This is a genomic window from Anabaena sp. TISTR 8404 (genome assembly GCF_056847745.1).
Genome location: NZ_CP180578.1, coordinates 1223089 through 1246203, shown reverse-complemented (window position 1 = coordinate 1246203; position 23115 = coordinate 1223089). Strand labels below are relative to the sequence as shown.

At 40.4% G+C, this 23115-nt stretch carries 22 protein-coding genes and 1 pseudogene; 8 read left to right on the top strand and 15 right to left on the bottom strand.

All coding sequences use genetic code 11. The annotated features are described in order from the left end of the window. The first annotated feature begins 154 nt into the window (after positions 1-154). Together ACMX3D_RS05310 and ACMX3D_RS05305 are read left to right on the top strand one after the other, a co-directional pair. Positions 155-4036: a PAS domain-containing hybrid sensor histidine kinase/response regulator gene (locus tag ACMX3D_RS05310; protein WP_482750409.1), complete on the top strand. Its 3882-nt coding sequence runs from the start codon at positions 155-157 to the stop codon at positions 4034-4036. A gap of 676 nt (positions 4037-4712) precedes the next feature. Further along, positions 4713-5576 (top strand): DNA/RNA non-specific endonuclease, encoded by an 864-nt coding sequence (locus ACMX3D_RS05305; RefSeq protein WP_482750408.1) that lies wholly within the window; start codon positions 4713-4715, stop codon positions 5574-5576. 201 nt (positions 5577-5777) lie between these two features. Here the strand turns inward: ACMX3D_RS05305 and ACMX3D_RS05300 are convergent, their stop codons facing one another. Further along, positions 5778-6956, bottom strand: coding sequence for an AI-2E family transporter (locus ACMX3D_RS05300; protein ID WP_482750407.1), 1179 nt, complete (start codon positions 6954-6956; stop codon positions 5778-5780). 107 nt (positions 6957-7063) lie between these two features. On the opposite strand from ACMX3D_RS05300, the gene ACMX3D_RS05295 reads away from it, so the two are divergent. Further along, a complete protein-coding gene (locus tag ACMX3D_RS05295; RefSeq protein WP_482750406.1) occupies positions 7064-7492 on the top strand; it encodes a hypothetical protein in 429 nt (142 codons plus the stop codon). Between the two features lie 281 nt (positions 7493-7773). Continuing rightward, on the top strand, positions 7774-9201 hold the full coding sequence (locus tag ACMX3D_RS05290) for an LCP family protein (RefSeq protein WP_482750405.1): 1428 nt from the start codon (positions 7774-7776) through the stop codon (positions 9199-9201). A 169-nt stretch (positions 9202-9370) separates the two neighbouring features. On the opposite strand, the gene ACMX3D_RS05285 is transcribed toward ACMX3D_RS05290, so the two are convergent. Together ACMX3D_RS05285 and ACMX3D_RS05280 are read right to left on the bottom strand one after the other, a co-directional pair. Next, positions 9371-10030: a hypothetical protein gene (locus ACMX3D_RS05285; protein ID WP_482750404.1), complete on the bottom strand. Its 660-nt coding sequence runs from the start codon at positions 10028-10030 to the stop codon at positions 9371-9373. Positions 10031-10196: 166 nt separating this feature from the next. Beyond that, complete coding sequence (locus tag ACMX3D_RS05280; protein WP_482750403.1) at positions 10197-10559, bottom strand: four-helix bundle copper-binding protein; 363 nt, start codon at positions 10557-10559, stop codon at positions 10197-10199. 1087 nt (positions 10560-11646) lie between these two features. Here ACMX3D_RS05280 and ACMX3D_RS05275 point away from each other — a divergent pair. Then, entirely contained in the window at positions 11647-14238 is a 2592-nt protein-coding gene (locus ACMX3D_RS05275; protein WP_482750402.1) for a GAF domain-containing protein, read from the top strand. Positions 14239-14502: 264 nt separating this feature from the next. Here ACMX3D_RS05275 and ACMX3D_RS05270 read toward each other — a convergent pair whose 3' ends face one another. Continuing rightward, positions 14503-15093 carry a DUF2808 domain-containing protein gene (locus ACMX3D_RS05270; RefSeq protein ID WP_482750401.1) on the bottom strand — a complete coding sequence of 197 codons (591 nt, stop codon included), beginning with the start codon at positions 15091-15093 and terminating at the stop codon, positions 14503-14505. A 72-nt stretch (positions 15094-15165) separates the two neighbouring features. Beyond that, positions 15166-15852, bottom strand: a complete 687-nt coding sequence (locus tag ACMX3D_RS05265; RefSeq protein ID WP_482750400.1) for a hypothetical protein — start codon at positions 15850-15852, stop codon at positions 15166-15168. 713 nt (positions 15853-16565) lie between these two features. Between ACMX3D_RS05265 and ACMX3D_RS05260 the strand changes: the two genes are divergently transcribed. Next, positions 16566-17057: a DUF4149 domain-containing protein gene (locus ACMX3D_RS05260; protein WP_482750399.1), complete on the top strand. Its 492-nt coding sequence runs from the start codon at positions 16566-16568 to the stop codon at positions 17055-17057. A 164-nt stretch (positions 17058-17221) separates the two neighbouring features. On the opposite strand, the gene ACMX3D_RS05255 is transcribed toward ACMX3D_RS05260, so the two are convergent. Then, entirely contained in the window at positions 17222-17524 is a 303-nt protein-coding gene (locus ACMX3D_RS05255) for a TMEM165/GDT1 family protein (protein ID WP_482750398.1), read from the bottom strand. 229 nt (positions 17525-17753) lie between these two features. Beyond that, positions 17754-18170 (bottom strand): TMEM165/GDT1 family protein, encoded by a 417-nt coding sequence (locus ACMX3D_RS05250; RefSeq protein ID WP_482750397.1) that lies wholly within the window; start codon positions 18168-18170, stop codon positions 17754-17756. A gap of 145 nt (positions 18171-18315) precedes the next feature. Between ACMX3D_RS05250 and ACMX3D_RS05245 the strand changes: the two genes are divergently transcribed. Next, complete coding sequence (locus ACMX3D_RS05245) at positions 18316-18570, top strand: YlcI/YnfO family protein (RefSeq protein ID WP_482750396.1); 255 nt, start codon at positions 18316-18318, stop codon at positions 18568-18570. Then, a complete protein-coding gene (locus tag ACMX3D_RS05240) occupies positions 18563-18994 on the top strand; it encodes a type II toxin-antitoxin system VapC family toxin (RefSeq protein WP_482750395.1) in 432 nt (143 codons plus the stop codon). Before ACMX3D_RS05245 ends, ACMX3D_RS05240 begins: the two co-directional genes overlap by 8 nt. 142 nt (positions 18995-19136) lie before the next feature. Here the strand turns inward: ACMX3D_RS05240 and ACMX3D_RS05235 are convergent, their stop codons facing one another. The 8 genes and pseudogenes from ACMX3D_RS05235 to ACMX3D_RS05200 form a co-directional block, all read right to left on the bottom strand. Next, positions 19137-20285, bottom strand: a complete 1149-nt coding sequence (locus ACMX3D_RS05235; protein ID WP_482750394.1) for a DUF4429 domain-containing protein — start codon at positions 20283-20285, stop codon at positions 19137-19139. Between the two features lie 39 nt (positions 20286-20324). Continuing rightward, positions 20325-20405, bottom strand: a pseudogene (locus ACMX3D_RS05230) (YkgJ family cysteine cluster protein); the annotation flags it as partial. A gap of 82 nt (positions 20406-20487) precedes the next feature. Beyond that, complete coding sequence (locus ACMX3D_RS05225) at positions 20488-20784, bottom strand: hypothetical protein (protein ID WP_482750393.1); 297 nt, start codon at positions 20782-20784, stop codon at positions 20488-20490. A gap of 48 nt (positions 20785-20832) precedes the next feature. Further along, positions 20833-22092, bottom strand: a complete 1260-nt coding sequence (locus ACMX3D_RS05220) for a hypothetical protein (RefSeq protein ID WP_482750392.1) — start codon at positions 22090-22092, stop codon at positions 20833-20835. Further along, complete coding sequence (locus ACMX3D_RS05215) at positions 22089-22418, bottom strand: hypothetical protein (RefSeq protein ID WP_482750391.1); 330 nt, start codon at positions 22416-22418, stop codon at positions 22089-22091. The genes ACMX3D_RS05220 and ACMX3D_RS05215 overlap by 4 nt, the downstream gene beginning before the upstream one ends. Continuing rightward, complete coding sequence (locus ACMX3D_RS05210; RefSeq protein WP_482750390.1) at positions 22415-22570, bottom strand: hypothetical protein; 156 nt, start codon at positions 22568-22570, stop codon at positions 22415-22417. The genes ACMX3D_RS05215 and ACMX3D_RS05210 overlap by 4 nt, the downstream gene beginning before the upstream one ends. Further along, positions 22567-22749 carry a hypothetical protein gene (locus ACMX3D_RS05205; protein ID WP_482750389.1) on the bottom strand — a complete coding sequence of 61 codons (183 nt, stop codon included), beginning with the start codon at positions 22747-22749 and terminating at the stop codon, positions 22567-22569. The genes ACMX3D_RS05210 and ACMX3D_RS05205 overlap by 4 nt, the downstream gene beginning before the upstream one ends. Next, positions 22746-23051 carry a hypothetical protein gene (locus ACMX3D_RS05200; protein WP_482750388.1) on the bottom strand — a complete coding sequence of 102 codons (306 nt, stop codon included), beginning with the start codon at positions 23049-23051 and terminating at the stop codon, positions 22746-22748. The genes ACMX3D_RS05205 and ACMX3D_RS05200 overlap by 4 nt, the downstream gene beginning before the upstream one ends. Between the last annotated feature and the right edge of the window lie 64 nt (positions 23052-23115).

Sequence of the window (23115 nt, the reverse complement as noted above, 5' to 3'; positions counted from 1 at the left end):
CTTCGCAATGATCAAATAGGAGTTCTATTATAGATAGATGAAAAAACAGCGAATTTATCGTAATTTCTGAGACGCACAATAAAAGATGTAAACCCACAAAACGTCAAAATTTTAGCACGCTAGTCTAGTTATAGATGCGGTTACAAAAATATCAATGCTAAACAGCAACTGCTTGCAACTGCAAGATATCAGGAATTCAATAGTAGTAAAGGTTGCAGCAGCGATCGCCATCCTCGCTGGTAGTTTTGTGCTGTTTGGCTGGATATTCGACATTGAATTTCTCAAGGGGGGTAGCAATCCCCGTTTGTTGACAATGAAAGCAAACACAGCAATTTGTTTTATTTTTTTAGGTATGTCGCTGTGGTTGTCACAACTCAATAAAAACAAGCAGACTGATGGGGATTTAAGACATAAATTTAAAAGAAGACAGCAAATTATTTATTTGTGGCTTGCTAGAGCATTTGGATTAGTACCAATCATTGTTGGCGCACTCACAATTATTCAATATTTGTTTGGCTGGAATTTCGGAATTGACGAGCTACTGTTTCGGGATTCACAAACTCCTTTGTTGACATCTTATCCAGGGCGGATGGGATTAAACACCGCATTGAACTTTTTGTTGCTGGGTAGTGCTTTAGAACTTTTGACTTATCCAAAAAGCGAACGCCGTAGTTGGTATAGTCAAATTCTGACTCTCATAGCTGGGGTGGTTTCCTTAGAAGCACTCATTGGTTACACCTACGATGTCAAAATTCTCTACAGTTTCTATCCTTCCGGAACACCAATGGCGTTACACACAGTATGCCTGTTCAGTCTGCTGTGTGTAGGAATTCTCTGGGTGCGGGTTGACCAAGGATTAATGCGGGTAATTAATAGCCAAACTTATGGTGGCTTACTGGCGCGTCGTTTATTAATGGCCGCGATCGCTGTACCTTTATTATTAGGGTGGTTAATTATTCAAGGTCAGCGAGCCGGACATTATGACCCAGCTTTTGCCATAGCGCTATTTGCACTGATCCTGATTATTATTTTTGCCCTTTTAGTTTGGCAATGTGCAGCAGTTGTTGAACGTCTGTGGTACAAAAACGAACACACTCAAAAAGCACTAAGAGCCTACGAAGAAAAACTCAAAAGTTTCGTTGATGCTAACGTGATCGGCATCTTATTTGGAGATGTGTACGGTAATATTCATCAAGCAAATGACGAATTTCTGGGTATGGTTGGTTACACCCAAGAAGATTTACTCGGAGGCCGATTAAAGTGGGACAAAGTCACCCCACTAGAATATCTGCATTTAGATGAGCAAGGAATTGCCGAAGCCAAAGCCAATACCAGTGGCGCTTGCACACCATATAAAAAAGAATATATTCGCAAAGATGGTAGCCGCATACCAGTGTTAGTAGGCTACGTACTAGTGGGAGAACAACGGGAAGAATCTGTAGCCTTTATTCTGGACTTAAGGGAACGACAGCAAGCACAAGAAAAAATTCTGCAACTGAATCGAGATTTACAGCGGCGGGTTGTTGAGTTGCAAACGCTATTAGATGTGATTCCCATAGGAATTGGCATTGCCGAAGATCCTGAATGTAAGAATATTCGAGTTAACCCTTGTTGTGCCAAGCAATTAGGTATCTCAACAGATACAAATGCTTCTCTCAGTGCGTCTGTTGACGAACGACCAACAACATTTAAAGTCTACCGTGAGGGTCGAGAACTAACTCCAGAAGAATTACCTATGCAATACGCCGCAGCTTATGGTGTGGAAGTTCTAGATTTTGAAGTCGATGTTGTGCATGAAAATGGTCAAGTCACCAAGTTAGTAGAATACGTTGCGCCTTTATTTGATGAAGAAGGCAAAAGCAGAGGTTGCATTGGCGCATTCTTAGATATTACTAGCCGCAAGCAAGCCGAGGAATTACAGCAAAATCAACAAAAATGGCTAGAAAATGTGCTAAACCTGATGCCTAGACCATTGCTGTTTATCGAACCGGGAACAGCGCGGGTAACATTTGCCAATCGAGCGGCGAACGAATTAGCTGGAGGTGAATTTCCCCAAGGAATACCAGCCGAAGAGTATCACAAAGTTTACTACTGCACAGATGCCACCGGCAATCGTATTCCCAACGAGCAAATGCCAGGGGTACGAGTTGCCCGTGGTGAACGTTTGGATGGAATGGAAATGGATTGGCATACAAGCCAAGGTGTGTATTCTTTATTAATATTTGCGGATACGCTGCCAGCAATGCATGGTTATCCAGCCACCTGTATATTAGTATTTCAAGATATTACTAACCTAAAGCAAGTAGAAAAAGCATTATCACTGGGAAATCAAAGGCTCCAGCTACTGTTTAGCACAGCCAGCGCTCTCTTATCCAGCCAGAACCCTGTGGCGTTGATTGACAGCGTTTTCTGCCACATGAAAGAACAAATTAGTTTAGATGTTTACTTCAACTATTTAATTGAGGATAATTCACAGGTAATGCGTCTAGCTTCTTATGGAGGCATTGCAGAAGAAATAGCCAAAGAAATTGAATGGTTAGAGTTTGGTCAAGCAGTCTGCGGTACAGCAGCCCAATGTCGCCAATCAATTTATGTAGAAGCTGTCCAGCAAGGAACAGATGCCAAAACAGACTTGATTCGCTCACTAGGTGTGAAAGCTTACTACTGCTACCCATTAATCGCTCAAGGCAAGTTATTCGGTACCCTTTCTTTTGGTAGTCGCAGGCGTGATTTCTTCAGCGAAAATCAAAGAAGCATGATGCAGGCGATTTGCGACCAAATTGCGATCGCAATGGAAAGGGCAAGTTTAATTACTTCGTTGCAGCAGCAAACCGAGCAGTTGCAAGAAGCCAACCGCATGAAAGACGAGTTTTTAGCTATACTCTCTCATGAATTGCGATCGCCTCTCAATGCAATTCTCGGTTGGGCGCAACTACTACGCAACCGCAAACTGAGTGATAGCCAAATTGCTAAGGCGCTAGAAACCATTGAGCGCAATGCTAGGGCGCAAACCCAAATGATTGAAGACTTACTCGATATCTCACGGATGATTAGAGGGAAGTTACATCTAAAAGTTTCTACTTGCAATCTGATCAATATTATTGAATCAACAATTGAAACTGTTACTTTAGCAGCCCAAGCCAAAGAAATCGACTTACAATTTTCAAAGGTTAATCATGGACAGTCACAGCACAGCGAAAGCCAATTCTTAATTTCTGGTGATAGCGATCGCTTACAGCAAATCATGTGGAACTTGCTATCAAATGCCATTAAGTTTACACCCCAAGGCGGTAAAGTTGAAATTCGACTCTCCAGAACTGTTGGTCATGTTCCAGAATCCATCAGCTACGCTCAAATTCAAATAATTGATACAGGTGTTGGGATTCAGCACGAGTTTCTGCCTTACGTCTTCGATAGATTCCGTCAAGCCGACAGTTCCAGCACCAGAGCGCACGGTGGATTAGGATTAGGTTTAGCAATTGTACGTCACTTAGTAGAATTGCACGGCGGTACTGTACATGTAGATAGCCCAGGAGAAGGACAAGGTACGACGTTTACCGTCAAATTACCTTTACTTGTGCCAAACAAACAAACAATGTCTGAGTCAGTCAGTTTACTAACAGCAAATTTTGATGTTTTACCTTCCAGTCCCTCCCTTACTGGTGTGCGAGTACTAGTGGTAGACGACGAAGCCGACACCCGTGAATATATGACCACAGTACTGCAACAATGTCATGCCGAAGTGCAAGCTGTTGGTTCAGTTCCAGAAGCATTACAAGTTATTTCCCAGTGGAAACCAAATGTGTTAGTCAGTGATATCGGTATGCCCGGTGAGGATGGATATTCATTGATTCGGCAATTGCGATCGCAACCTCCAGAACAAGGTGGTAAAATTCCCGCAGCAGCTTTAACCGCTTACGCTAGAGCCGAAGATCGGATGCGTGCTATTCAAGAAGGTTTTCAACTACATTTACCTAAACCCATTGAACCTGCTGAGTTAGCGACAGTAGTGGCCAGCCTCGTAGGCAGAACTTAAACACTTTTGCTAATTAAAATAAATTTTTTCCAGAAATTGCCATCATATCTGATTTATAGCAATTCTCATTTGAGACTAATTTGCACTCAGCAATAGTATTTTTACTCCCTACTCCCACCCCAATTGACTATTTTGGATTGCAACTTGGGATGAGTTATACCATTTTGGATTTTGGGTTTTAGATTTTGGATTGGGAATTGCTATCTGCGTATAGCTTCTATCAATTCATCTGTCGCAAACATTTTTCAAATTGGTATTACTTACACAAGTAGGGGCATATATATCAATACGGTTAAGTTAGGGTTATGTGGTGAGAATATCAGGTTTGTAGAGACGCAAAATTTCGCGTTTCTACTGGTTTACAAAGCATAATGAATTATCTTATCTGAACTGTATAGGCATATATATGCGCATTTGTAGAGTGTTTATCTGCAATTAATTATTTTTTCTCCTGCTTATTCATGCACAAATTACTATCAAGACTTTTTCCGATTAAGTAATATTTAAATTTCCGATAAGTATTGGAATGATTACTAAATATTAATGCCAAGTTTACGACTTTTTTACCTCTTCTTATTCAACCAGAATTATATTTCAGACGCTAAGTTTTACCCAACTTCTGTAATCAATACAGAAACAATTGTATTTTATTTCAACTAATCAGCAACACATCAACATGCACAAGTCTAAATTTTTTAAGGTTATTTTACCTGTTGCCTTGCCAGCAGCACTTTTCGTTCTGTTTAATGCTTTCCAAAAGCCACTTACCGCTCAAAGCTCAACAAGTATTCATTTAACAATGGGTAATCCTAGCGGTGCTGGCACTAGTTCTCTCAATAACTACCTATTACTTAAAAGTCAGTACGCACTCTCATATAACTGTTCCAAGAGAATACCAAATTGGGTAAGTTGGCAGTTAAACTCATCATGGTTAGGTAGTGCGCCTCGCCAGGATGATTTTCGTGCAGATACCGCAGTGCCTTCCAGTTGCTATCGAGTCGGCGGTAGTGACTACGTTGGTAGCGGCTTTGACAGAGGACATATGACTCCTTCCGCCGATAGAACCAACACAATTACTAATAATTCTGCTACATTCTTGATGTCGAATATCATTCCCCAAGCTCCTGATAATAATCAAGGTGTATGGGCAAGTTTAGAAGATTATTGTAGAAGTTTGGTCAGTCAAGGTAAAGAACTTTATATTATTTCGGGTAGTTACGGTACTGGTGGAACAGGGTCAAATGGTTACAAAACCTCATTTCCTGCTGCAACAACTCCTAGTACCAGTATTACTGTCCCAGCAAGAACTTGGAAGGTTATTGTAGTGTTAGACAGACCAGGTTTAGGAGTTAGTGGTGTAAATACTGGTACCAGGGTAATTGCTGTTGATATTCCTAATACACAAGGCATAAGAAGCAACCCTTGGAGAAATTACAGAGTTAGCGTTGATACTCTGGAATCAAGAACTGGGTACAACTTCCTTTCTCAAGTTTCTGACTCTATCGAAAATGTGATTGAGGCTAGAGTTGATAATTTGTAAAGATAGTTAGTGAAATTCATACCAAGTTACCTTAGTTAGTGTTATTTGGTGAAAAATTAGTTTAGTAACAAATTTGATTCTCAACCCTACTAACTTTGGCAACTTGGTATCAAAATTAAAGGATGTCTAAAAACTTTTGAGTAATGTATTCAAGACTTTGTTTTAGAGAATAAAACAGTCCTGCTCACCTCTCAGCCTCTTCTAAGGTAATGTTGGTTCAGAAAAACTGAGGGGATTTTTAGCCTCGGCTTTGGGTGATTCTTCCACTATGCTGGGTGCAGTTTTCTCACATTTAGAGGTGCTGTCATCTGTTTCGCTACTTAACTTACCAGGACGCAGAGCTACTAATGCAGTCTTGACGATGACAGCAGTTGGTACTGCTACTATGACACCTAATAATCCCCCAACTCTCGCACCAGTCAAGACAGAAATTAGTATCCAGACTGGGTTTAAGCCAGTAAAACTGCCTAATATCCGAGGAGCAATTAAATTTTCTAAAATTTGTTGCACAATTACGGCTGCGAGTAAAACTCTGGCTCCCATCCAAAAATCTTGCAAAGCCACTAGCGAGGTAGTCAGGATAATACCCACAGAACCACCAAAGGGTACAAGAGCCATAATCCCGATGGTGAGACCAAATAACAGACCGAATGGCACTTTCAGCCACAAAAAGGCAGGAATTAAGGCTGAGGCCATACAGGTAGATAAAATTAGCTGAGTGATAAAAAAGTTTTGGAAACTGAGGCGGACTGTTTGCGAGAAAGGTTCACGAAATCTGCTGGGTAGCCAATCTACTAAACTTTGCCAGAGTTCATCGCCATGTTGCAAAAGATAAAAAGTCAAAACCATCGTCAGCAGAAAATCTAGCAAGCTAGTGAATGTGACAACAGCCAGGTTGAGAACTTGTCCTGCGATCGCTTGGAGTTGTCCCTTGACGCGATCGTTTATTTGCACTACAAGAGCATCAAGGTTAATTGGTAAACCGAGAACTTCTGCTTTCTCGTTTAACATCATTAACTGCGATCGCCCAGAATCAATCAACTCTGGTAAGCGAGCTACTAGCTGCTGAGCCTGAGTTAACGCTAACGGAAACAGAGTCACGCCTAATGCTAATAAAATCGATAACGCTAATAAAAACACCAGGACAGCAACTTGCTCTCGCTTAGCACCGTGATGCTCCATCCAGCTAACGGGGTAGTTGAGCAGAAATGCCAGTACAGAGGCTCCGACTAAAATAACTATTAGAGAATGAAAATAATCAAAAATTGCTGAAATCGCCCAACCATTGAGGACTAGCAGTGGTGCGAACAGAGCGATCGCTCCGATTCGCGCTATTGGTGTTAGTGTCTGCCACCAGTCGATTAGCTTGCGTGTCTGCATCTTTAGCCGCTTGCGAGATAAAACTAAATAAATCTTTCTCTAAAGCCTATTATCTCTAACTACATTACAGTCTTTCATCTCTCTAGTTTAGGATTAGACTCACCCAAATGGAAAATCTTGAACCAATTAGTGATTCTTCAGGGGTAGAGGCGGGTCATAACTCTGCCTCTACCATCTTGAGTCCAAACACAGATACTCATAAAAGACAGTTGCTGATTTATGTAATTCCCGTTATTGGTGTTCTACCATCTTTATGGACTCTTTATCGTCACCAGGGAAGTCGGGAACAACTGACAGTTAGCCGTCAGTCTATTACTCTGACATTTACTTGGTTGTTAGCTTATCTTTTCTTAGCAACTGGTGCAGCAACGTCTGAATTTTTTGGATTGCGTTTATTAATACTCAATAGCTTTCTGACATCGGGTTATTTTTTAGTGAGTATTTGGCTAATTTTTCGGATTATTCGGGGAAAATCTAGTCGTTTACCAGGGTTGAGTAACTTCGCTGAGAGAATTTTAAGCAAGTATTTATCATGATGCTGATCAGTAAACCTATAGACAGTATTTTTACTGAATTTTTATCTAATTACAGATTATCTCCTAGCGGATCTGGTCAAACTGACTTATTGTTGTCATACTTCAATAAAACATATCGGGATTTGCCACAAAAAAGAAAAATCCTGCTATAAGTGTTGTGGTTGACACAACAGGGAAAAATCAACATGGTTAATTAAGAGTTAACTACTAATGAGTTGATGTATTTGCCAATTTATCATCTGCAAATTTACCGATTTTAATCAGCAAGTGTGAGGAAGTCTGTGACCAGTCAAAGAACTTCGGCGGAAGAAAACCACTCAGCAAAAACCCCCAAATCGAAGGGCAAAAAGTCGATAAACCCCAAATCCGGACGTTGGTTGTGGTTTTGGGTGGGGATGAGCGGCATTGCAATGGTGTCAGCAATGGCGGGGGCTTTGTTGGCGGTTTCTTTAACTAGTACGCCGTTGCAGCAAGCCGATCTCAGCCCCCAAGAAGAAGCCGTCTTTGATAGTGATGCGATCGCTGGTAGTGGATTGCGATTTTCTGAATTAACTCGCCCTGTGAATCTTCTAGTTCTGGGGATGAGTGTACTACCACCAGATGTCCAAAATCCTCCTGCCGATACCAAAAATCTTCGTTACTTGCCGCAAGTCAATTCTTTTGATGGTCTTTCTGATGTCATGCTGTTGGTCAAATTTGACCCAGAGACGAAAAAAATAGTCATGCTTTCAATTCCCAGAGATACCCGCACAGAAATCGAAGGGCATGGAATGCGAAAAATTAATGCCGCCAACGTTGAAGGCGGCCCAGCTTTAACGGCTAAAACTATCAGCAATCTTTTGGACGGCGTTGGTATTGACCGTTATATTCGGATTAATGTTCTGGGAGTTGCAAAACTTATTGATGCTTTGGGCGGCGTTACAGTCTATGTTCCCAAAGATATGAAATATCAAGATGATTCTCAGCATCTATATATAAATCTAAAAGCAGGCAAACAACATCTCAACGGTGACCAAACGCTGCAATTACTGCGTTTTCGCCATGATGAATTAGGCGATATCGGTCGGATTCAACGTCAGCAAATGGTAATGCGTGCTTTGACTGACCAAAGTCTCAACCCTGCTACCCTAACTCAGTTACCCAAAATTCTCAATGTTGTCAAAGAACACATTGATACTAACTTGACGGTAGAAGAATTAGTGGCGTTATTAGGTTTTGGTGTGCGTACCAATCGCTCCAATATGCAGATGCTAATGCTGCCAGGTCGCTTTAGTGAGAAAGGTGAGTATGATGCCAGCTATTGGTTGCCTAACAAAAATGAAATTGCCAAACTCATGGCTAAACAATTTGGTTTAGAATCAAATGTTGGAACCACTGAAACTCCAGTGACTGACCCAGGTTCTGTACGAGTAGCCATTCAAGATAGTACAGGCAGCGATCGCGCTACCCTGCGGCCTTTAATTCGAGCTTTGGAAAGGGCAGGTTATCGTAATGTTTATGTAGCCAAGCCTTGGAGTGAACCGCTAGAAGTAACTCACATTGTTGCCCAACAAGGAGACGGCAATAGCGCTGAATCAATTCGGGATATTTTGGGAATAGGCGAAGTGCGGGTTGAAAGCACTGGCAGTCTTTATTCGGATGTGAGCATCCAAGTGGGTAAAGATTGGTTGCAACAAAGAATGCTTTTAGATAATTCTACTCAACCTTAAATTTCCAGTATAAAGTGTGTAGACACCCTTTGGGTGGCTTCCCGTTCGCGTAGCGTCTCCCTTTGGGAGAAGGGTAGTATGAACTATGAAGTATGAAATGTTAGGTATCAAGTTCATTCTTTAGTTTTTAAACTTTAGCTTTCAGACTTTAGCTTTCATACTTCAGACTTCAAAAGGCGAAAGAGTTTACCACCTGTTGATATGCTCGACGGTAAATAGCATCATTATTGCCATAACCAGTTTTGGATAAGGACACAACAATAATCCGGGAGTCTTTAGGGCTAATAAAAGCTACGTTTTCGTTTTCGTATAAGCCACTAGATTGAAATTTTACTCCCGGTTGTCCGGCAATCTTTGCAGATTTAAAGTCGCGGCTACCTGTAAATTGGTTACTCTGCTTCACCCACTTTTGCAAAGAGAATTTGCGGGGATTATTATATACAGCTACTTGAACATTGGCTGGGTATTCTGTACCACCTTCATAAGCTCCAGCGCGGATTTTTTGTGCGTGTTGTTTAGTCCAGATATCAATAGCTGCTAGAGGAGAATCAACATTATTTCTAGGAGTTGATATTTTGTTATCTATCACAAAATCTTTGGTGGAGTAGCTAAACCGAAAACGAAAGCGATCGCTACGGTAAATAGCTTGGTCTTGCGGTACAGGTTTGGGAGTAGACTTTTCTAAAGAAACAACTTGTTTAGCGATCGCCTCGTTATTTGGAGAAGAACTCACTGTAGATTGGCAGGCAAGTGTTCCAACTGCTACCAAACTCATCAAAATTGGCTGCAAAATCCATTGCTTAATTTGCTTGTTGTTAACTTGCATCATTCACTCCTGGGAATTTTATCTTGTAGGCTTTCTGGAGATACATAGATCCAAGTTTTCCAAGACAATTTCCGTAATTTATTAATTCTAAAAACTTCAAGCGCCCAGACTGCTAGAGCCTGAGCGCTTGAATAATAGGTTGCAGAGAAACTTCTGCGAAGTAGTTAAATTAAGCAGGCATCATTTGCATAGAACGGCAGGCTTCGGCGCACTTGCGGCAAGCAGCGGCACATTCCATCATCTTGGAATCATCGCTCATTTGTTCACAAGCCATTGCACAGCGATCGCACATTTCTGCACACAGCATACAAGTGCGTCCCATGAATTCCGAACCACCCATCATCATATTCATACACATCATGCACATTTCCGAGCAATCGCGCATCATGCCCATCATGCTCATGTCCATGTACTTACCGCCTTTGCTCATGCAGTAAGTCATCGTTTCCATACACATTTTGTGACATTCCATGCAAGCGTTCATGCAGGTTTGCATTTCCGAAGTCATGGATTCAGTCATCATCATCATCATAAGAAAAATCTCCTGATTGTTTGATGCTTTAATAGTGTCCTTGGTAGGACTTACCTATAACATTAATCTGCTTTTTTTAAGTGGTCAATACAGGTTTTTATGTCAAAACTTTAAGCCAGATATCCCGATAAATTTACCGTAATTGATTAACAATTACCCATAAAATAGTGATGTTTTTCAGCAAATGATTAATAGTCTAAGCTTTCAAACAACGGTGACAAACTAGAGATTGTTTTACAAAGTCTAATTTCAGCTAGAGAGTAAGTCTAGAGCTATCTTATAGCTACAAATAATGTCATATTTCTTTAACAAGCAATTAAAAAATATTTTTAAATTACATGAACTTGTTGGGAAAATTTCATTGATCTAAAGATAGATATTGTAAATCCATACCTACGAAATATTATTTGTTTATTATGATTGCCTAAAAATCAAAAAGTCATTTACATAAATCATGCTTATGTAGAACAAGAAAAATTTTTATTTTAATTCCATAAATATACTGAAGAAGACAAGATAACGTCTATATTCATTAACGTAATTCAGATTATAGTTAAGAAAGAGAACAATCTCTTTCAGCGAATGTCTGGCACCTATCCTGTTACTCAACTTATCGAGATTGAGATAACTATGAGAATTCAGGAAACCCGCCAAAACACACAAACTTTATCAACCTACCGCCATAGGTTCAACCTCGACTGCGATTGATGATTGCTGTCTGTGTCTAGGTTCGATGAATTCATTTGTGGCAATAATTTGGAAAATTGATGTTAGTTTAGGCAAAATTTTGGGAATTATCCAAATAGTACTCTCATAAATATTGTCTATTCCAAATCACGGCTTAGTTTTGGCTAATGCATCTTTAGCAAAGAACATGGCAAGAAAACGAACTATATTGATTTTTCATCGCCAAAATTCTATCAAACTCAGGATTGGCAAAGACAGGGGTAAAGCAGGATGACGCAGGCTCAACGAAGGATTAAACTGTGGGTAATGTCAATCATTTATGGCTAAAAGCAACACATAAATAGAATTAATGACAGTGTTAATTATTCCTAAAGTCTAATTCTCCTATAGAAAATTACTTATGACAGTGCATCAACGTAGTGTTGGGGAGACCGCTGATTTAATTATTGGTGTTCACAACCAAGAAAATCACCAATTACAACCCAATTCTGCTCCTGTGGGTGCTCTTGCCAGAAGAAAAGGCACTATTTCTACTTTTCTTGCTCCCCTGACTCAGGATACTTTTAAACAAGTTGTCACTGAAGTCGAGAACAAATTACAGATTGTGCATCAAACCCTGTCAATGTTGGATTCTCACGGGTTTGAAACAATCCTGCAAGAAATGTTGCAGTCAATTACCTTAAAAACTGGGGAATTATTAGGAGCAGACCGGACAACTATATTTTTGTTAGATGAAGAAAAACAAGAACTATGGTCAATTGTCGCAGAAGGAGAAGGCGATCGCTCGTTAGAAATACGGATACCCGCAGATAAAGGTATTGCTGGTGAAGTTGCGACATTAAAACAAGTAGTTAATATTCCTTTCGATTTCTATAACGACCCACGTTCGATATTTGCACAAGCACAAGAAAAAATTACTGGCTACCGCACCTACACCATGCTGGCTTTGCCACTGTTAAATGAACAAGGTCGATTAGTAGCAGTAGTACAATTACTAAATAAATTAAAGTCCTTAGCTAATCCCGATGCGCCTTTAGCAGAGCGCATTGATACTGGGGGTTTTACTCGTAACGACGAGCAATTATTTCAGGAATTTGCGCCTTCGATTCGCTTGATTTTAGAATCATCGCGTTCTTTTTATATGGCGACGCAAAAACAAAGAGCTGCGGCGGCGTTGATGAAAGCGATTAAGTCTCTGAGTCAAAGTAGCCTTGACTTAGAAGATACCCTGAAGCGGGTAATGGACGAAGCGAAAGAATTGATGAACGCCGATCGCAGTACTCTTTGGTTAATAGACCGCGATCGCCATGAATTGTGGACAAAAATTACTCAAGATGACGGTTCAACCAGGGAATTACGCGTACCCATCGGTAAAGGTTTTGCGGGTATAGTAGCTGCATCCGGCAAAACGCTAAATATTCCTTTTGATTTGTACGATAATCCCGACTCGGAAACAGCTAAACAACTTGACCAGCAAAATGGTTATCGTACCTGTAGCTTATTGTGTATGCCAGTGTTTAACGCCGACCAACAATTGATTGGCGTTACACAACTGGTAAATAAAAAGAAATCTGGCGATTTTCCAGCTTATAATCCAGCGACTTGGCCAAAAGCGCCTGAATGCTTTCAAGCTAGTTTTGACCGCAACGACGAAGATTTCATGGAAGCGTTTAACATTCAAGCAGGAGTAGCGTTGCAAAATGCGCAATTGTTCGCCACAGTCAAACAACAAGAACAAATGCAACGGGATATTCTGCGGAGTCTTTCTAATGGTGTAATTTCCACAGATAAATCAGGTTGCATTATTGCTGCTAACGAAAGTGCTAAACGCTTGCTCGGTTTAGAAGCCGAAGACCGTTTGGAAGGTAAATTAATTAGTGAGGCGATCGCCATTAAAGAAGGTGACTTTAGCAAATGGTGTCAAGATGCTTTACACGCCAGCGACCTCAAACGTCGCCAGCAATATTATCCTGACCGCACACTTTTAAGTTCTGGTACAGAACAAGAACAACACAGTATTAATTTATCGATTAATTCCATTGCTGATGTGAGTGACCAACAGCAAGTGCGTGGTGCGTTGGTAGTAATGGAAGACATTAGCGATGAAAAACGCCTCAAGAGTACAATGTACCGCTACATGACTCAGGAATTAGCGGAAGAATTACTCAAATTAGATGATGCCAAACTAGGAGGCGATCGCAAAGAAGTTTCAATTTTATTCTCTGATATTCGCGGTTACACCACTTTGACAGAAAACCTGGAAGCAGAAGAAGTGGTGAGTATGCTGAATGAATATTTTGAGTCGATGGTAGAGGCAGTTTTTAAACATAAAGGTACTCTCGATAAATATATCGGCGATGCCATTATGGCTGTGTTCGGTTCTCCCCTACCGTTGGAAGAACACGCTTGGATGGCCGTACAAACATCCATAGAAATGCGTCATCGCTTGCACGAATTTAATCAACGTCGCTACGCAGCTAATAAACCAAGAATTAATATTGGCATTGGTATTAATTCAGATACAGTGATTAGTGGCAATATTGGCTCAAGTAAGCGGATGGAATTTACCGCGATTGGCGATGGTGTTAACCTTGGTTCGCGCCTAGAAAGTGTCAGTAAACAATACGGTTGTGACATTATTCTCAGTGATAATACTTTTAAACCCTGTCAAGAATACATTTGGGCTAGAGAATTAGATTATATTCGTGTCAAGGGTAGAAACGAGCCAGTATCTATATATGAACTTGTAGGTTTACGTTCCGACCCTATTCCGAACGAAAAGCTGCAAGTCATTGAACACTATCACAAAGGACGCGAGTATTACCTTAAGCGCCAGTTTACCTACGCTAGGGCTGAATTTGCCAAAGTTTTAGCTTTTGATAACCAAGATAAAGCTGCTATGTTACATCTTCTACGTTGTCAGCATTGGCTACAATCACCACCAACTGATTCAGATTGGGATGATGGTGTTTGGACGTTTAACGAGAAGTAATTTTATAGCAAAGTGCTGAGTGCTGAGTGCTGAGTGCTGAGTAGAAACTCAGTAGACCTCTTGCATGAATCAGATTATGCCTACTAAACAAGTGAATTTTCTGTAACTCTTTGTGTCTTTGCGCGAGACTTAAAATTCGTGTTTTATAACATTCGTGCCAGAAGTCTAGTATTATCAGGGGTTTTAGCAATCAATATAGTCCTAACATCTGCTTCGACTGCTATAAATTAAAATTTTACAAAAAGCTTGGGCGGTTTTTATTGACTACCGCCAAATGCCATAGAATCTCCCCGGCCAAAATACTGAATCGCTGTGGTTATAAAACTGCAATCTGCCATAACCTAAAAATTGACCGTGAGATTTTTCTCCTGGGGGAAAAGCTGTAACTCCAAACAGATACACACCGCTACTGTATGGATTTTGCCAGGGTTTTAGACCAACTGTAATTGTTTTACCTGGAGAGACTGGCGGGTCAAATGTTATGGTCACAGTTCGAGTTTTGCGATCGCCCACCACATCTTTTAATTCTATCTTTTGCCCTCTACCAGAACGCTTACCTTCAAAAGCAAAACTGTCATTCAAATCAAAGTTAATATTATCTACTCCCTCACGCTGGTTAATTGTGAGGCGTTGTAGTGGTTCTCCGGCATTCTCTGGCAAGCTGATTGTAAAATAGTATGTCGCACCCCATACGTAAACTTCATTATAGGTAGTAGCAGTTTCAACTAAGCGCGGCGGTTGTGCAAAATACACTGTGCCATCTTGCAACTGAATTGCCTGACTTGGCGGCAGAAGACATTCTTGTATTAAGGTTACACTGGCGATCGCTGCACCCAACAACACTCTAGGACGCATTACTTTTTTTAGATGACTACTTCATTAATATTGTATGTTGCGTGTGCTGAGGCTGCATTATTTCAGTGTTCATCACAAAAAATCTGATGAAGATGACAGCCGAATTGCACTGCTTACTTCTTGCAGACATAACCTTATAAAATATATAAACCAACTGGTTATTCCCAAGAATTTAAATACATCTTCAATCACTACATTAATCTCACTTATGAGCGTATCAGACATAATGGATAGACTAAAAAATACCGTAGCAGCTAATAAAATAACAAACTCAGTTTTTTTGATAACTTTGATATTTTTCACCAAAAAACTGACAAAAATTCCTAAATAAATTACATAAGCTAAATACTCATGAATACGTAAATATTCAGGAAAAACAACTTCATGAATCATAAATAAATCATCTAGCATCAATAAAGATGTCAACAATCCTGAAAATAATAAAAATTTAGATATTTCTCTAGAACGGTTATATTTTTTTAGGATCGCAGAACTAAAGAGACATATTGAGGCACAAGCACACCATAATAGAATGCCAATATTGGATATCATTCCTATGTAAAAACGTGCATGAGTGATTACCAATGGATCTCTGGTTAGTAAATCAAGCGATAATTTAGTTATTAACTTAAAAAATATAAAAATTAAAACAACTGGTATGATTGTCACCAAACATGATAAGGCAACAATTTTAACTTGCTGGCTTAAATTTGCTTGATTAGTGTAAATTATATTTTTTTTAAACAACTCTTTTATCATTGTTATATTTTTCTTTCAAGTGACTAATACAGTTTCACAGTAAATTTTGATTGTTCAAATTGCTTTATTTGCTTTTGATATTACATTGATGAATTACAAACATGAGTAAGATTTTGATGAACAGAGGTTCATCAATACAGCGGATTTCCCTAAAACTTATTTTTTGATTAAAAAAGATTATTTAGCTGCGCACTTTATTGGTTGCCTAATTAACCAGTTTTATACAAAGCTCTTGCTGAGCAAGGATTTAAAGTTAAGTAAAGGTTAATTTTAAGTTAACTATTAAGTAAGTATAATCACATATCAAAAGAAAATAATCAAGCTTTAAATATCTCTCTTTTGTGCAATTTTTAAGTAATTATGCTCTATCCTGAGAGGGAATTATGCAAAAAGTTTAGAGTTTTCAAAAAATTATGTATAAGAAAATACAAAAACTGCACCTGATTCTAGTCTTGCAATACAAACAGACCAGTAGTGGTAGGTGGTTTATTTTTTCCAACGACTCAGTACAAGGAATCTTCGGTTTTGATTGGAGGTATCTGATTAATGCAGGTTGACTCTTAAAATTTTATGTATTAACCTTTCTTTACGTTTTTGTTACTAGTTTTGTTCTTGTAGTTAATACTAATTTGTAAAAGTTAATTGATATTTGTTGTCAAAGCTACTATTTAAGTTAGACACTAAGAGTAAAAGAACAGCAATTATTTTGTGTTATGAATACTCTTGCTACAGTTGAATTCAAAGGGTCAATTTGGCGGACTGCCATTATGTTGACATTGGGCTTTTGGCTAGGTGGTAGCCTAGTTTTAGATTGGGTAATTATGCCTAGCCTTTATCTTTCGGGTATGATGACCGAAGCTAGTTTTACTACAGCTGGCTATGCAATTTTTTGGAATTTTAATCGCATTGAATTGTTATGTGCTGCGGTAGTTTTAACTGGTGTATTGGCTTTAAGCAAATCCAAAGCAACTTGGCATCCTAATACGATTGTTTTCGCGATTATATTGTTAACTATATCTCTGTTAGAGACTTATTTCTTTACTCCACAAATGTGCGCAGCAGGGGTTCATCTCAACTTGTTTGAGCAAATCACAACTCCCGGAAATATGAATTTGTTACACGGAGGTTACTGGGTACTAGAAACCCTCAAGCTTATGACTGGCGGGATATTGCTAAATAAATGCTGGCGGATGCAAGCTGAATAAATACATAAAAAAGGTGAGTAGGTAGTAGAGAATACAATCTTCTGCATTATTACTTATTGCCTGTGGTCTGTTAATGCAAATAATCTATCCCCCATTACCAAAATCGAAAGTTAAAAAACCCCAGCTTTTTAGAAAGACTGGGGTTTTCATTTTTCATTGATAAATTAGGGTGTTGTTTCCGAATCTTGCGATTCTTCGTTGTTAAAAAATAACAGCCTTGCAGCCAAAATTGCAAAACCTACAGCCGCGATCGCTTTTAAAATCCGTGTAGGTAATAATTCTGATACCGCACCCCCAGCTAACGCGCCTAAAAGACTGGTTAAGAGAAGTGCGCCTGCTGTACCAAAAAATATCGCCTTCTGAGATTGACCACGACTGGAAAGTGCGATCGCAGCTAACTGGCTTTTGTCACCTAATTCTGATAAAAAAACTGTAATAAAGCTTATTCCTAAAAGATGCCAATCCATAAATTTATCGGGAGTAGGGAATGGGGAGGGGCTGACAGGTGTAGGTTTTTTATATGGGGATGAGTGGGTAATCTCAAACAGAGTTCTAAACGTGGTTCAAATCACGAAATTTCGTTCTTATGCGGAAAATCAAAGACTAAAATTTGAGTTTTCAACCAACGGAAAAACCTCATTTCAGCCACGTTTGTAAAATACCTACACTTGTCAGAGGGGGGAGTAGGGATGTAAATTAACCTTGCAATACATCCCAAAACAGCATTACCGAGATTAACAGCAACATTACTCCGGCTGATTTTTCTACAGTTTTGGGACTGAGGCGGCTAGATATCCAACTACCTAACAGTACACCTAATAAACTAGTAGTGATGAGCGCAGCCGCAGAACCGAGAAAAACTACCCAAGGTGCATGAGATTCTGCACTCATTAACAAGGTCGATAGCTGGGTTTTATCACCGATTTCTGCAAGAAAGATGGTAACGAAAGTTGTGCCAAACACTACAAAAGCTGATTCCTGCTTTTTTGGACTATCAGTAATTACAGGTTCCAGTGACTCAATAGTTGTAGTGGTGAGTTGAGATGTAGTGTTTTCCTTTAATTCTGGCAAGTCTTTCGCAGAAATAGCTACGGGTGCAGTGTCAAGTTTCACAGGCAGTATTTTTGTTACTAGTTGTTTTTCATATTCTTCTCATTTTCTCAGATAGTTGTGATAAATTGCAACTATTTTGCGTGAATATTAGCGAGAATAAAATAGTTACAATGACTGATACCATTAATTGGTTGCAACGAATGTTATGGAACGTGAAGCTTTAACAATCCGTTTTCCCTCTGAACTACTTGCTAAAGCCAGAAAACTCAAAGATGATCGAGAATCGTTTAATGATTTAATTGTTGAGGCTTTAGAACGAGAGGTAAAACGCAGGCGCGGATGGGCTGCACATCAAAGAATTCTTGCCCGCAGCGAAATGATCAAAGCTAAAACTGGTGTACAACCAGCCTCTACAGATTTGATTCGCAGTCTCAGAGAGGATCAGGGGCGACGTGACTAGAGTTTTGTGTATAGATACCAGTGTTTGGATTCCCTACCTTGTCCCAGAAGTTTATCAAGCACAAGCGATCGCCCTAATAGCAGAGGCTTTAAGTTTGAATATACACTTAGTAGCACCTGCTTTTGCTTGGGCAGAGGTTGGCTCAGTATTACGCAAGAAAACACGGATGGGATTGATCACCGCAGAGGAAGCATTAGGTTTTTTTGAAGACTTCTGCGAACTTCCGATTGATTATCTTGAAGAAGAAGCAATTCGGTTAAAAAGTTGGGAAATTGCGGAACAATACCAATTATCAACTCTTTATGATGCAGCATTTCTCGCTTGTGCCGAGATGACATCTGCTGAGTTTTGGACTGCTGACGCTGCACTGGTTAGAATACTCACACCCAGACCACCTTATTTGCGGGAAATCTGCGAGTTATAGAAGTTTTTCAATAAATAATTTGTTTGAAGTTGGGATTTCCATCTCAAGTATGCGAAGAATTGTTTTCTAAAACTTCAGTCTTCCCATAACGTTCTGTCCAACTTCTTTGGATGACCTCTAAAATATTTACCAAGTATGAATTTTAATATTGTTTTACACCCCGCTCATCTATAATTACAATCCCAGCTATAATTAACAATCCGCCACTTATTATAAATGTTAATACAGACAAATTTTTGAGAGCAGAATCAACAGAGCTAAAAGACATACCAATAAAGGAAATAATCAACATAACAAGTAGCGGCTTAATTACTTTTTTGGCAAGTAATTTATTAGAGGCTGTTACTTTTTGGGTAACTTCTTTTTGTTCTATAATTTTTGTTATTTTATTTTTTTTAAGTTCTAAAAATCTAAGTTCATCAAAATCAATAGGTTCAGCATCTATTACACTATTAATATATCTCTTTATTTCTTCAAATTCAGGTTGCTCTAAATCAGTGAACAAAATAGTATTTTCATCTGTTACTGCCGCAAATACTCCACCTTTTGATTCAATACTCCCCTGGATAGAAAGCTGTAAGTATCCTTTTGTTAAAGCATCAGCGCACTTAAATTGTATAGCTGTAATTCGGCTTATAGGAATTTCTTTATCACCTTTAAGCCCTTGAGTCATAAATGCTGTTGTTCCTTTCCTGGAAATGATTACACGATTAGGAGTTAAACGAATTTGACCATTACTACCTTCTATTTCGTAATATTTATTACTAGGTTTTTGTTTTTTTGGAGTACTTGAAGGTTGCTCCAATTGTTGGCTCTGCTCGCTGGAGAAGCTTGGATAAGTGTTAATAGAAGAAGTTACTGAAGAACTAGCTTTAGCTTGTACTACTACCTCAAAATCTACATTCCACGCTGGAAACTCTTCACCTATCTGCCGTCCATAAACTTTAACTCTCTCAAAAGATGTAGCACCTAAGCCAGCTATACCTTTGCGAACAAACCCAACTAAGGCTTGTTGATCTGGTACTTGATTAGATTCCAGCATCACCTGCAAGCAAGCGTCTTTAAGGGCAACTTTCGCATTGATGCCTTTACTTTGTAATTGGCGGTTCATCAAAGATGCAATTGCCTGTACATTTCCCTGTTTAGCTAGTTCTAATAGATTCGGCTGTGTCATAACCAATAAATGTGAAACTGGAAGAAACAAACATTCTATTGTTAGGATTCCCTGTTTACAGCCATAAGCAACATTTTCATAATTTTGTGGTCTTGCAAAGTTGGTGGGAAGCAGCATTAAAATAATGTTTCGGATTAGAATCAACTTCACATAAGTTTAAATCCCTACAGCTTTGTCAAAACGCAACATTTCTAAACTGCGATCGCCATATACCCCTTCAAACTGTTGGCGACAGCAACACAGTAATGCGACACGACAGCGTAACACCTCAGTTAATATCAGGCTTCAGAGTAGCCTAACTCGTAGCCAGTGGTGTTGTCTACTGTTCCAACTGACTTTGCGGAAGCATCTGTTTTAATTCCTCCAATAACACCAACGCTTTGTCATACGTTCTTGGTGTTGTACCAGTCTTGCTGACCCGTGCAGCCTCCTCAGCCTGTGCTTGCCACGTCTCAACTAACACGCGCAATTGCTCAATGTTAGCGACTGCGGCAACCTCATCAAAACCAACAGGCACACGGACAACCTTAGTATCAGCAACATCTGTATACTTTCGGTTGCTGGCTGGTGTACCCGCCTTCCGTCCGGCTCCAACCCTGAAACCACCTCTAGGCATAGGCTCTATCCCTTATTTGAATTGCTGTTACAGCATATCATAACACAGTTACTCGTCGGTTTCCAGCATCGCCAGCAGTCGTTTGCCCTCCTGGAACCGTCTACCACTGAAACCTAGAACCTCAGTAATGATGTGCGTATCGCTACAACCACGCTGACGGGCATCAGTCACAGCGTTTTTAGCATCCCGAACCGATGATGAAAAACCACTTCCACCTATTTCCTGTGCGGCTTCCGAGGTTTTCAGCGTGTTGGTATCGTGTTGTGTTGGTAAGCTGTGCGGAAGTGATGACTGTAGTAGTGTGCCAGTTTGGGAATTGTCCATCAGTGGTTGGGAGTTGTTAACAACCCACTCACACGGCTTGTCATCTACGATAAAACGCCCGTGTGGAAACGTTTCCAACCACGCCAACAACACGTCATTACCTAGTTTACGCGCCCGTTCTCGTGCCTTACTGCCCAGGTATACCCGTGTAAAACAGCTATCACGTAGGTCAGCATCACCCTCTAACCCCAGGTTTTTTACGGTGTCGTTCTGGGCGATGGCAGCTATAAAACACAACGGTTTACGTCCACGTTTGGCATGACCAACAACCCAGTTAGCTGCTGTGTCAGACGATGAAACCAACGCTGGCAACTCCTCAGCTATGGTTAGCCGTGGTGTATCCGTCCATCGTTTACCAGCCTCACGTCTGCTGAGTATGCGTTGTTCCAAAACATCTAGGTCAGCGTTCATGGCTGACTCAATAGCTGTCAGGTCATACACTCGTTGGGCTGGTTCAACAAACAACCAGTCGTCTACTGTTCCGTCAACATCGTAGACCTGAAACTGCCAACCTACCAGCCGTGACGCAAACGCCTGTATGAGTGTTGACTTACCATCGCCTGTACCACCTACAACAAGTAGATGTTTTAGTGGCAGACCGTTCTTACCAGTGTTGAGCCAGTAGGTCACAGGGTCAGTAATGATGTTCTCGTCAAGCCAACGTTGGTTGTATTTGACTGTCACTTGTTGAACGCCATTAATAACACGCTGATACCACGCTATGTTTTCACGTCGGTCAAGTATATCTAGGTCAGCAGTCACGTCAGCTAACTCTAACCGCGTGAGTGACAGACGACGGCTGACTTCTGCCATACACAACCCTGACGCTAGAACGACAGCCTTACTCAGACCACGTTGTTGACTGAGAGCGTGAGGTAAACCAACAAGAGAAACGACTGCTGTTAACGTGGCGCATACACCAGTAGTTGTCAGCAGTCGATACAGTAGGCGTATATGTGATGTTGGGTATTGTGGGGTTGTCATAAACCAACAAGTAGACCAATAGCAAACGCAAGTGTTAACGCTGGTAGTTGATGACCATGTAAACCGTTATGACGTTGCCATGACAACCACGCACCAACACCAATAATAATGACGGCTGCAACCTTGGGTAGTTGAGCCAACGCTGGTAAAGTTAGCGGTATGAATGTCAACACCTGAACACAGAAAGCCGTTGTGTAGCAGACCAACAGAGAGTTAAAGAACAGAGACAACCACTGTCTACTACTGACGTGTGGCTCAACTGGTCGTTGGTAAGTGTTATCAGGTAGGTCAATAACTATCGCATCGTGTTTGTGAGCGTCAGTCATGGTCGTGCGTCCTTGATAGCGTTCTGATAGGCTTTGTATTCAGCCTCAACACGTTGGCATTGTTGACGCTGGTCGGCGTTGTAGAGGTACAACCAACCAGCAACACCAACAGCTATCAACACCAGTAGAGTAGGTGAGTTATCAGCTTTCATTGTTTGCCAACATGCCTCTCTAAATAGTTTGCGTAGTCGGTGGTTGGGGCTTCATAGATGATGGTTGTAGTGTTACCTGCTGCGGTTGTTGTGGTGTCAGTCAGTGTCACGGTTTGGTCATCTATCATCATGTCGTCACGATAAACGACAGTATTAGGAGTGTTGTTAGGGTTATTCATAGGTTGCACAAATACCCATTGATGTTTGTGTTGTAAGCCTGTTTAGTGGTCAGGCTAATACATACAGACTTGCTGACTTTCATAAACAACTCGTCAGCGATGGGAGATGTAGCGAACACTGAATATAACGGCATAGATGTGACTGTCTGAGTGTTCGGGGAAACTGAAACACTCAGGTTAACTGTCTTGCGTCCATCACCGTTACTTGATGGCGGTGCAACTAGTTGACGTTGGCGACGCTTAACCTTAGCGTTCTGTTGCTGAGGCTTAACGATGCTGTTGCTATCGGTTTCTGATGGCATAGCTTAACTGTTAGTCTAGGTTAACGAGGCAACCATATTGCCTTGGTATAACCAGTATAACTTA

What these genes read in the sequence shown, in the direction of transcription:
- ACMX3D_RS05310 (WP_482750409.1), top strand. Translation starts at nt 155, where the DNA reads ATGCTAAACAGCAACTGCTTGCAACTGCAAGATATCAGGAATTCAATA.
- ACMX3D_RS05305 (WP_482750408.1), top strand. Translation starts at nt 4,713, where the DNA reads ATGCACAAGTCTAAATTTTTTAAGGTTATTTTACCTGTTGCCTTGCCA.
- ACMX3D_RS05300 (WP_482750407.1), bottom strand. Translation starts at nt 6,956, where the DNA reads ATGCAGACACGCAAGCTAATCGACTGGTGGCAGACACTAACACCAATA.
- ACMX3D_RS05295 (WP_482750406.1), top strand. Translation starts at nt 7,064, where the DNA reads ATGGAAAATCTTGAACCAATTAGTGATTCTTCAGGGGTAGAGGCGGGT.
- ACMX3D_RS05285 (WP_482750404.1), bottom strand. Translation starts at nt 10,030, where the DNA reads ATGATGCAAGTTAACAACAAGCAAATTAAGCAATGGATTTTGCAGCCA.
- ACMX3D_RS05280 (WP_482750403.1), bottom strand. Translation starts at nt 10,559, where the DNA reads ATGATGATGATGATGACTGAATCCATGACTTCGGAAATGCAAACCTGC.
- ACMX3D_RS05275 (WP_482750402.1), top strand. Translation starts at nt 11,647, where the DNA reads ATGACAGTGCATCAACGTAGTGTTGGGGAGACCGCTGATTTAATTATT.
- ACMX3D_RS05270 (WP_482750401.1), bottom strand. Translation starts at nt 15,093, where the DNA reads ATGCGTCCTAGAGTGTTGTTGGGTGCAGCGATCGCCAGTGTAACCTTA.
- ACMX3D_RS05265 (WP_482750400.1), bottom strand. Translation starts at nt 15,852, where the DNA reads ATGATAAAAGAGTTGTTTAAAAAAAATATAATTTACACTAATCAAGCA.
- ACMX3D_RS05260 (WP_482750399.1), top strand. Translation starts at nt 16,566, where the DNA reads ATGAATACTCTTGCTACAGTTGAATTCAAAGGGTCAATTTGGCGGACT.
- ACMX3D_RS05255 (WP_482750398.1), bottom strand. Translation starts at nt 17,524, where the DNA reads ATGGATTGGCATCTTTTAGGAATAAGCTTTATTACAGTTTTTTTATCA.
- ACMX3D_RS05245 (WP_482750396.1), top strand. Translation starts at nt 18,316, where the DNA reads ATGGAACGTGAAGCTTTAACAATCCGTTTTCCCTCTGAACTACTTGCT.
- ACMX3D_RS05235 (WP_482750394.1), bottom strand. Translation starts at nt 20,285, where the DNA reads ATGCTGCTTCCCACCAACTTTGCAAGACCACAAAATTATGAAAATGTT.
- ACMX3D_RS05225 (WP_482750393.1), bottom strand. Translation starts at nt 20,784, where the DNA reads ATGCCTAGAGGTGGTTTCAGGGTTGGAGCCGGACGGAAGGCGGGTACA.
- ACMX3D_RS05220 (WP_482750392.1), bottom strand. Translation starts at nt 22,092, where the DNA reads ATGACAACCCCACAATACCCAACATCACATATACGCCTACTGTATCGA.
- ACMX3D_RS05215 (WP_482750391.1), bottom strand. Translation starts at nt 22,418, where the DNA reads ATGACTGACGCTCACAAACACGATGCGATAGTTATTGACCTACCTGAT.
- ACMX3D_RS05210 (WP_482750390.1), bottom strand. Translation starts at nt 22,570, where the DNA reads ATGAAAGCTGATAACTCACCTACTCTACTGGTGTTGATAGCTGTTGGT.
- ACMX3D_RS05205 (WP_482750389.1), bottom strand. Translation starts at nt 22,749, where the DNA reads ATGAATAACCCTAACAACACTCCTAATACTGTCGTTTATCGTGACGAC.
- ACMX3D_RS05200 (WP_482750388.1), bottom strand. Translation starts at nt 23,051, where the DNA reads ATGCCATCAGAAACCGATAGCAACAGCATCGTTAAGCCTCAGCAACAG.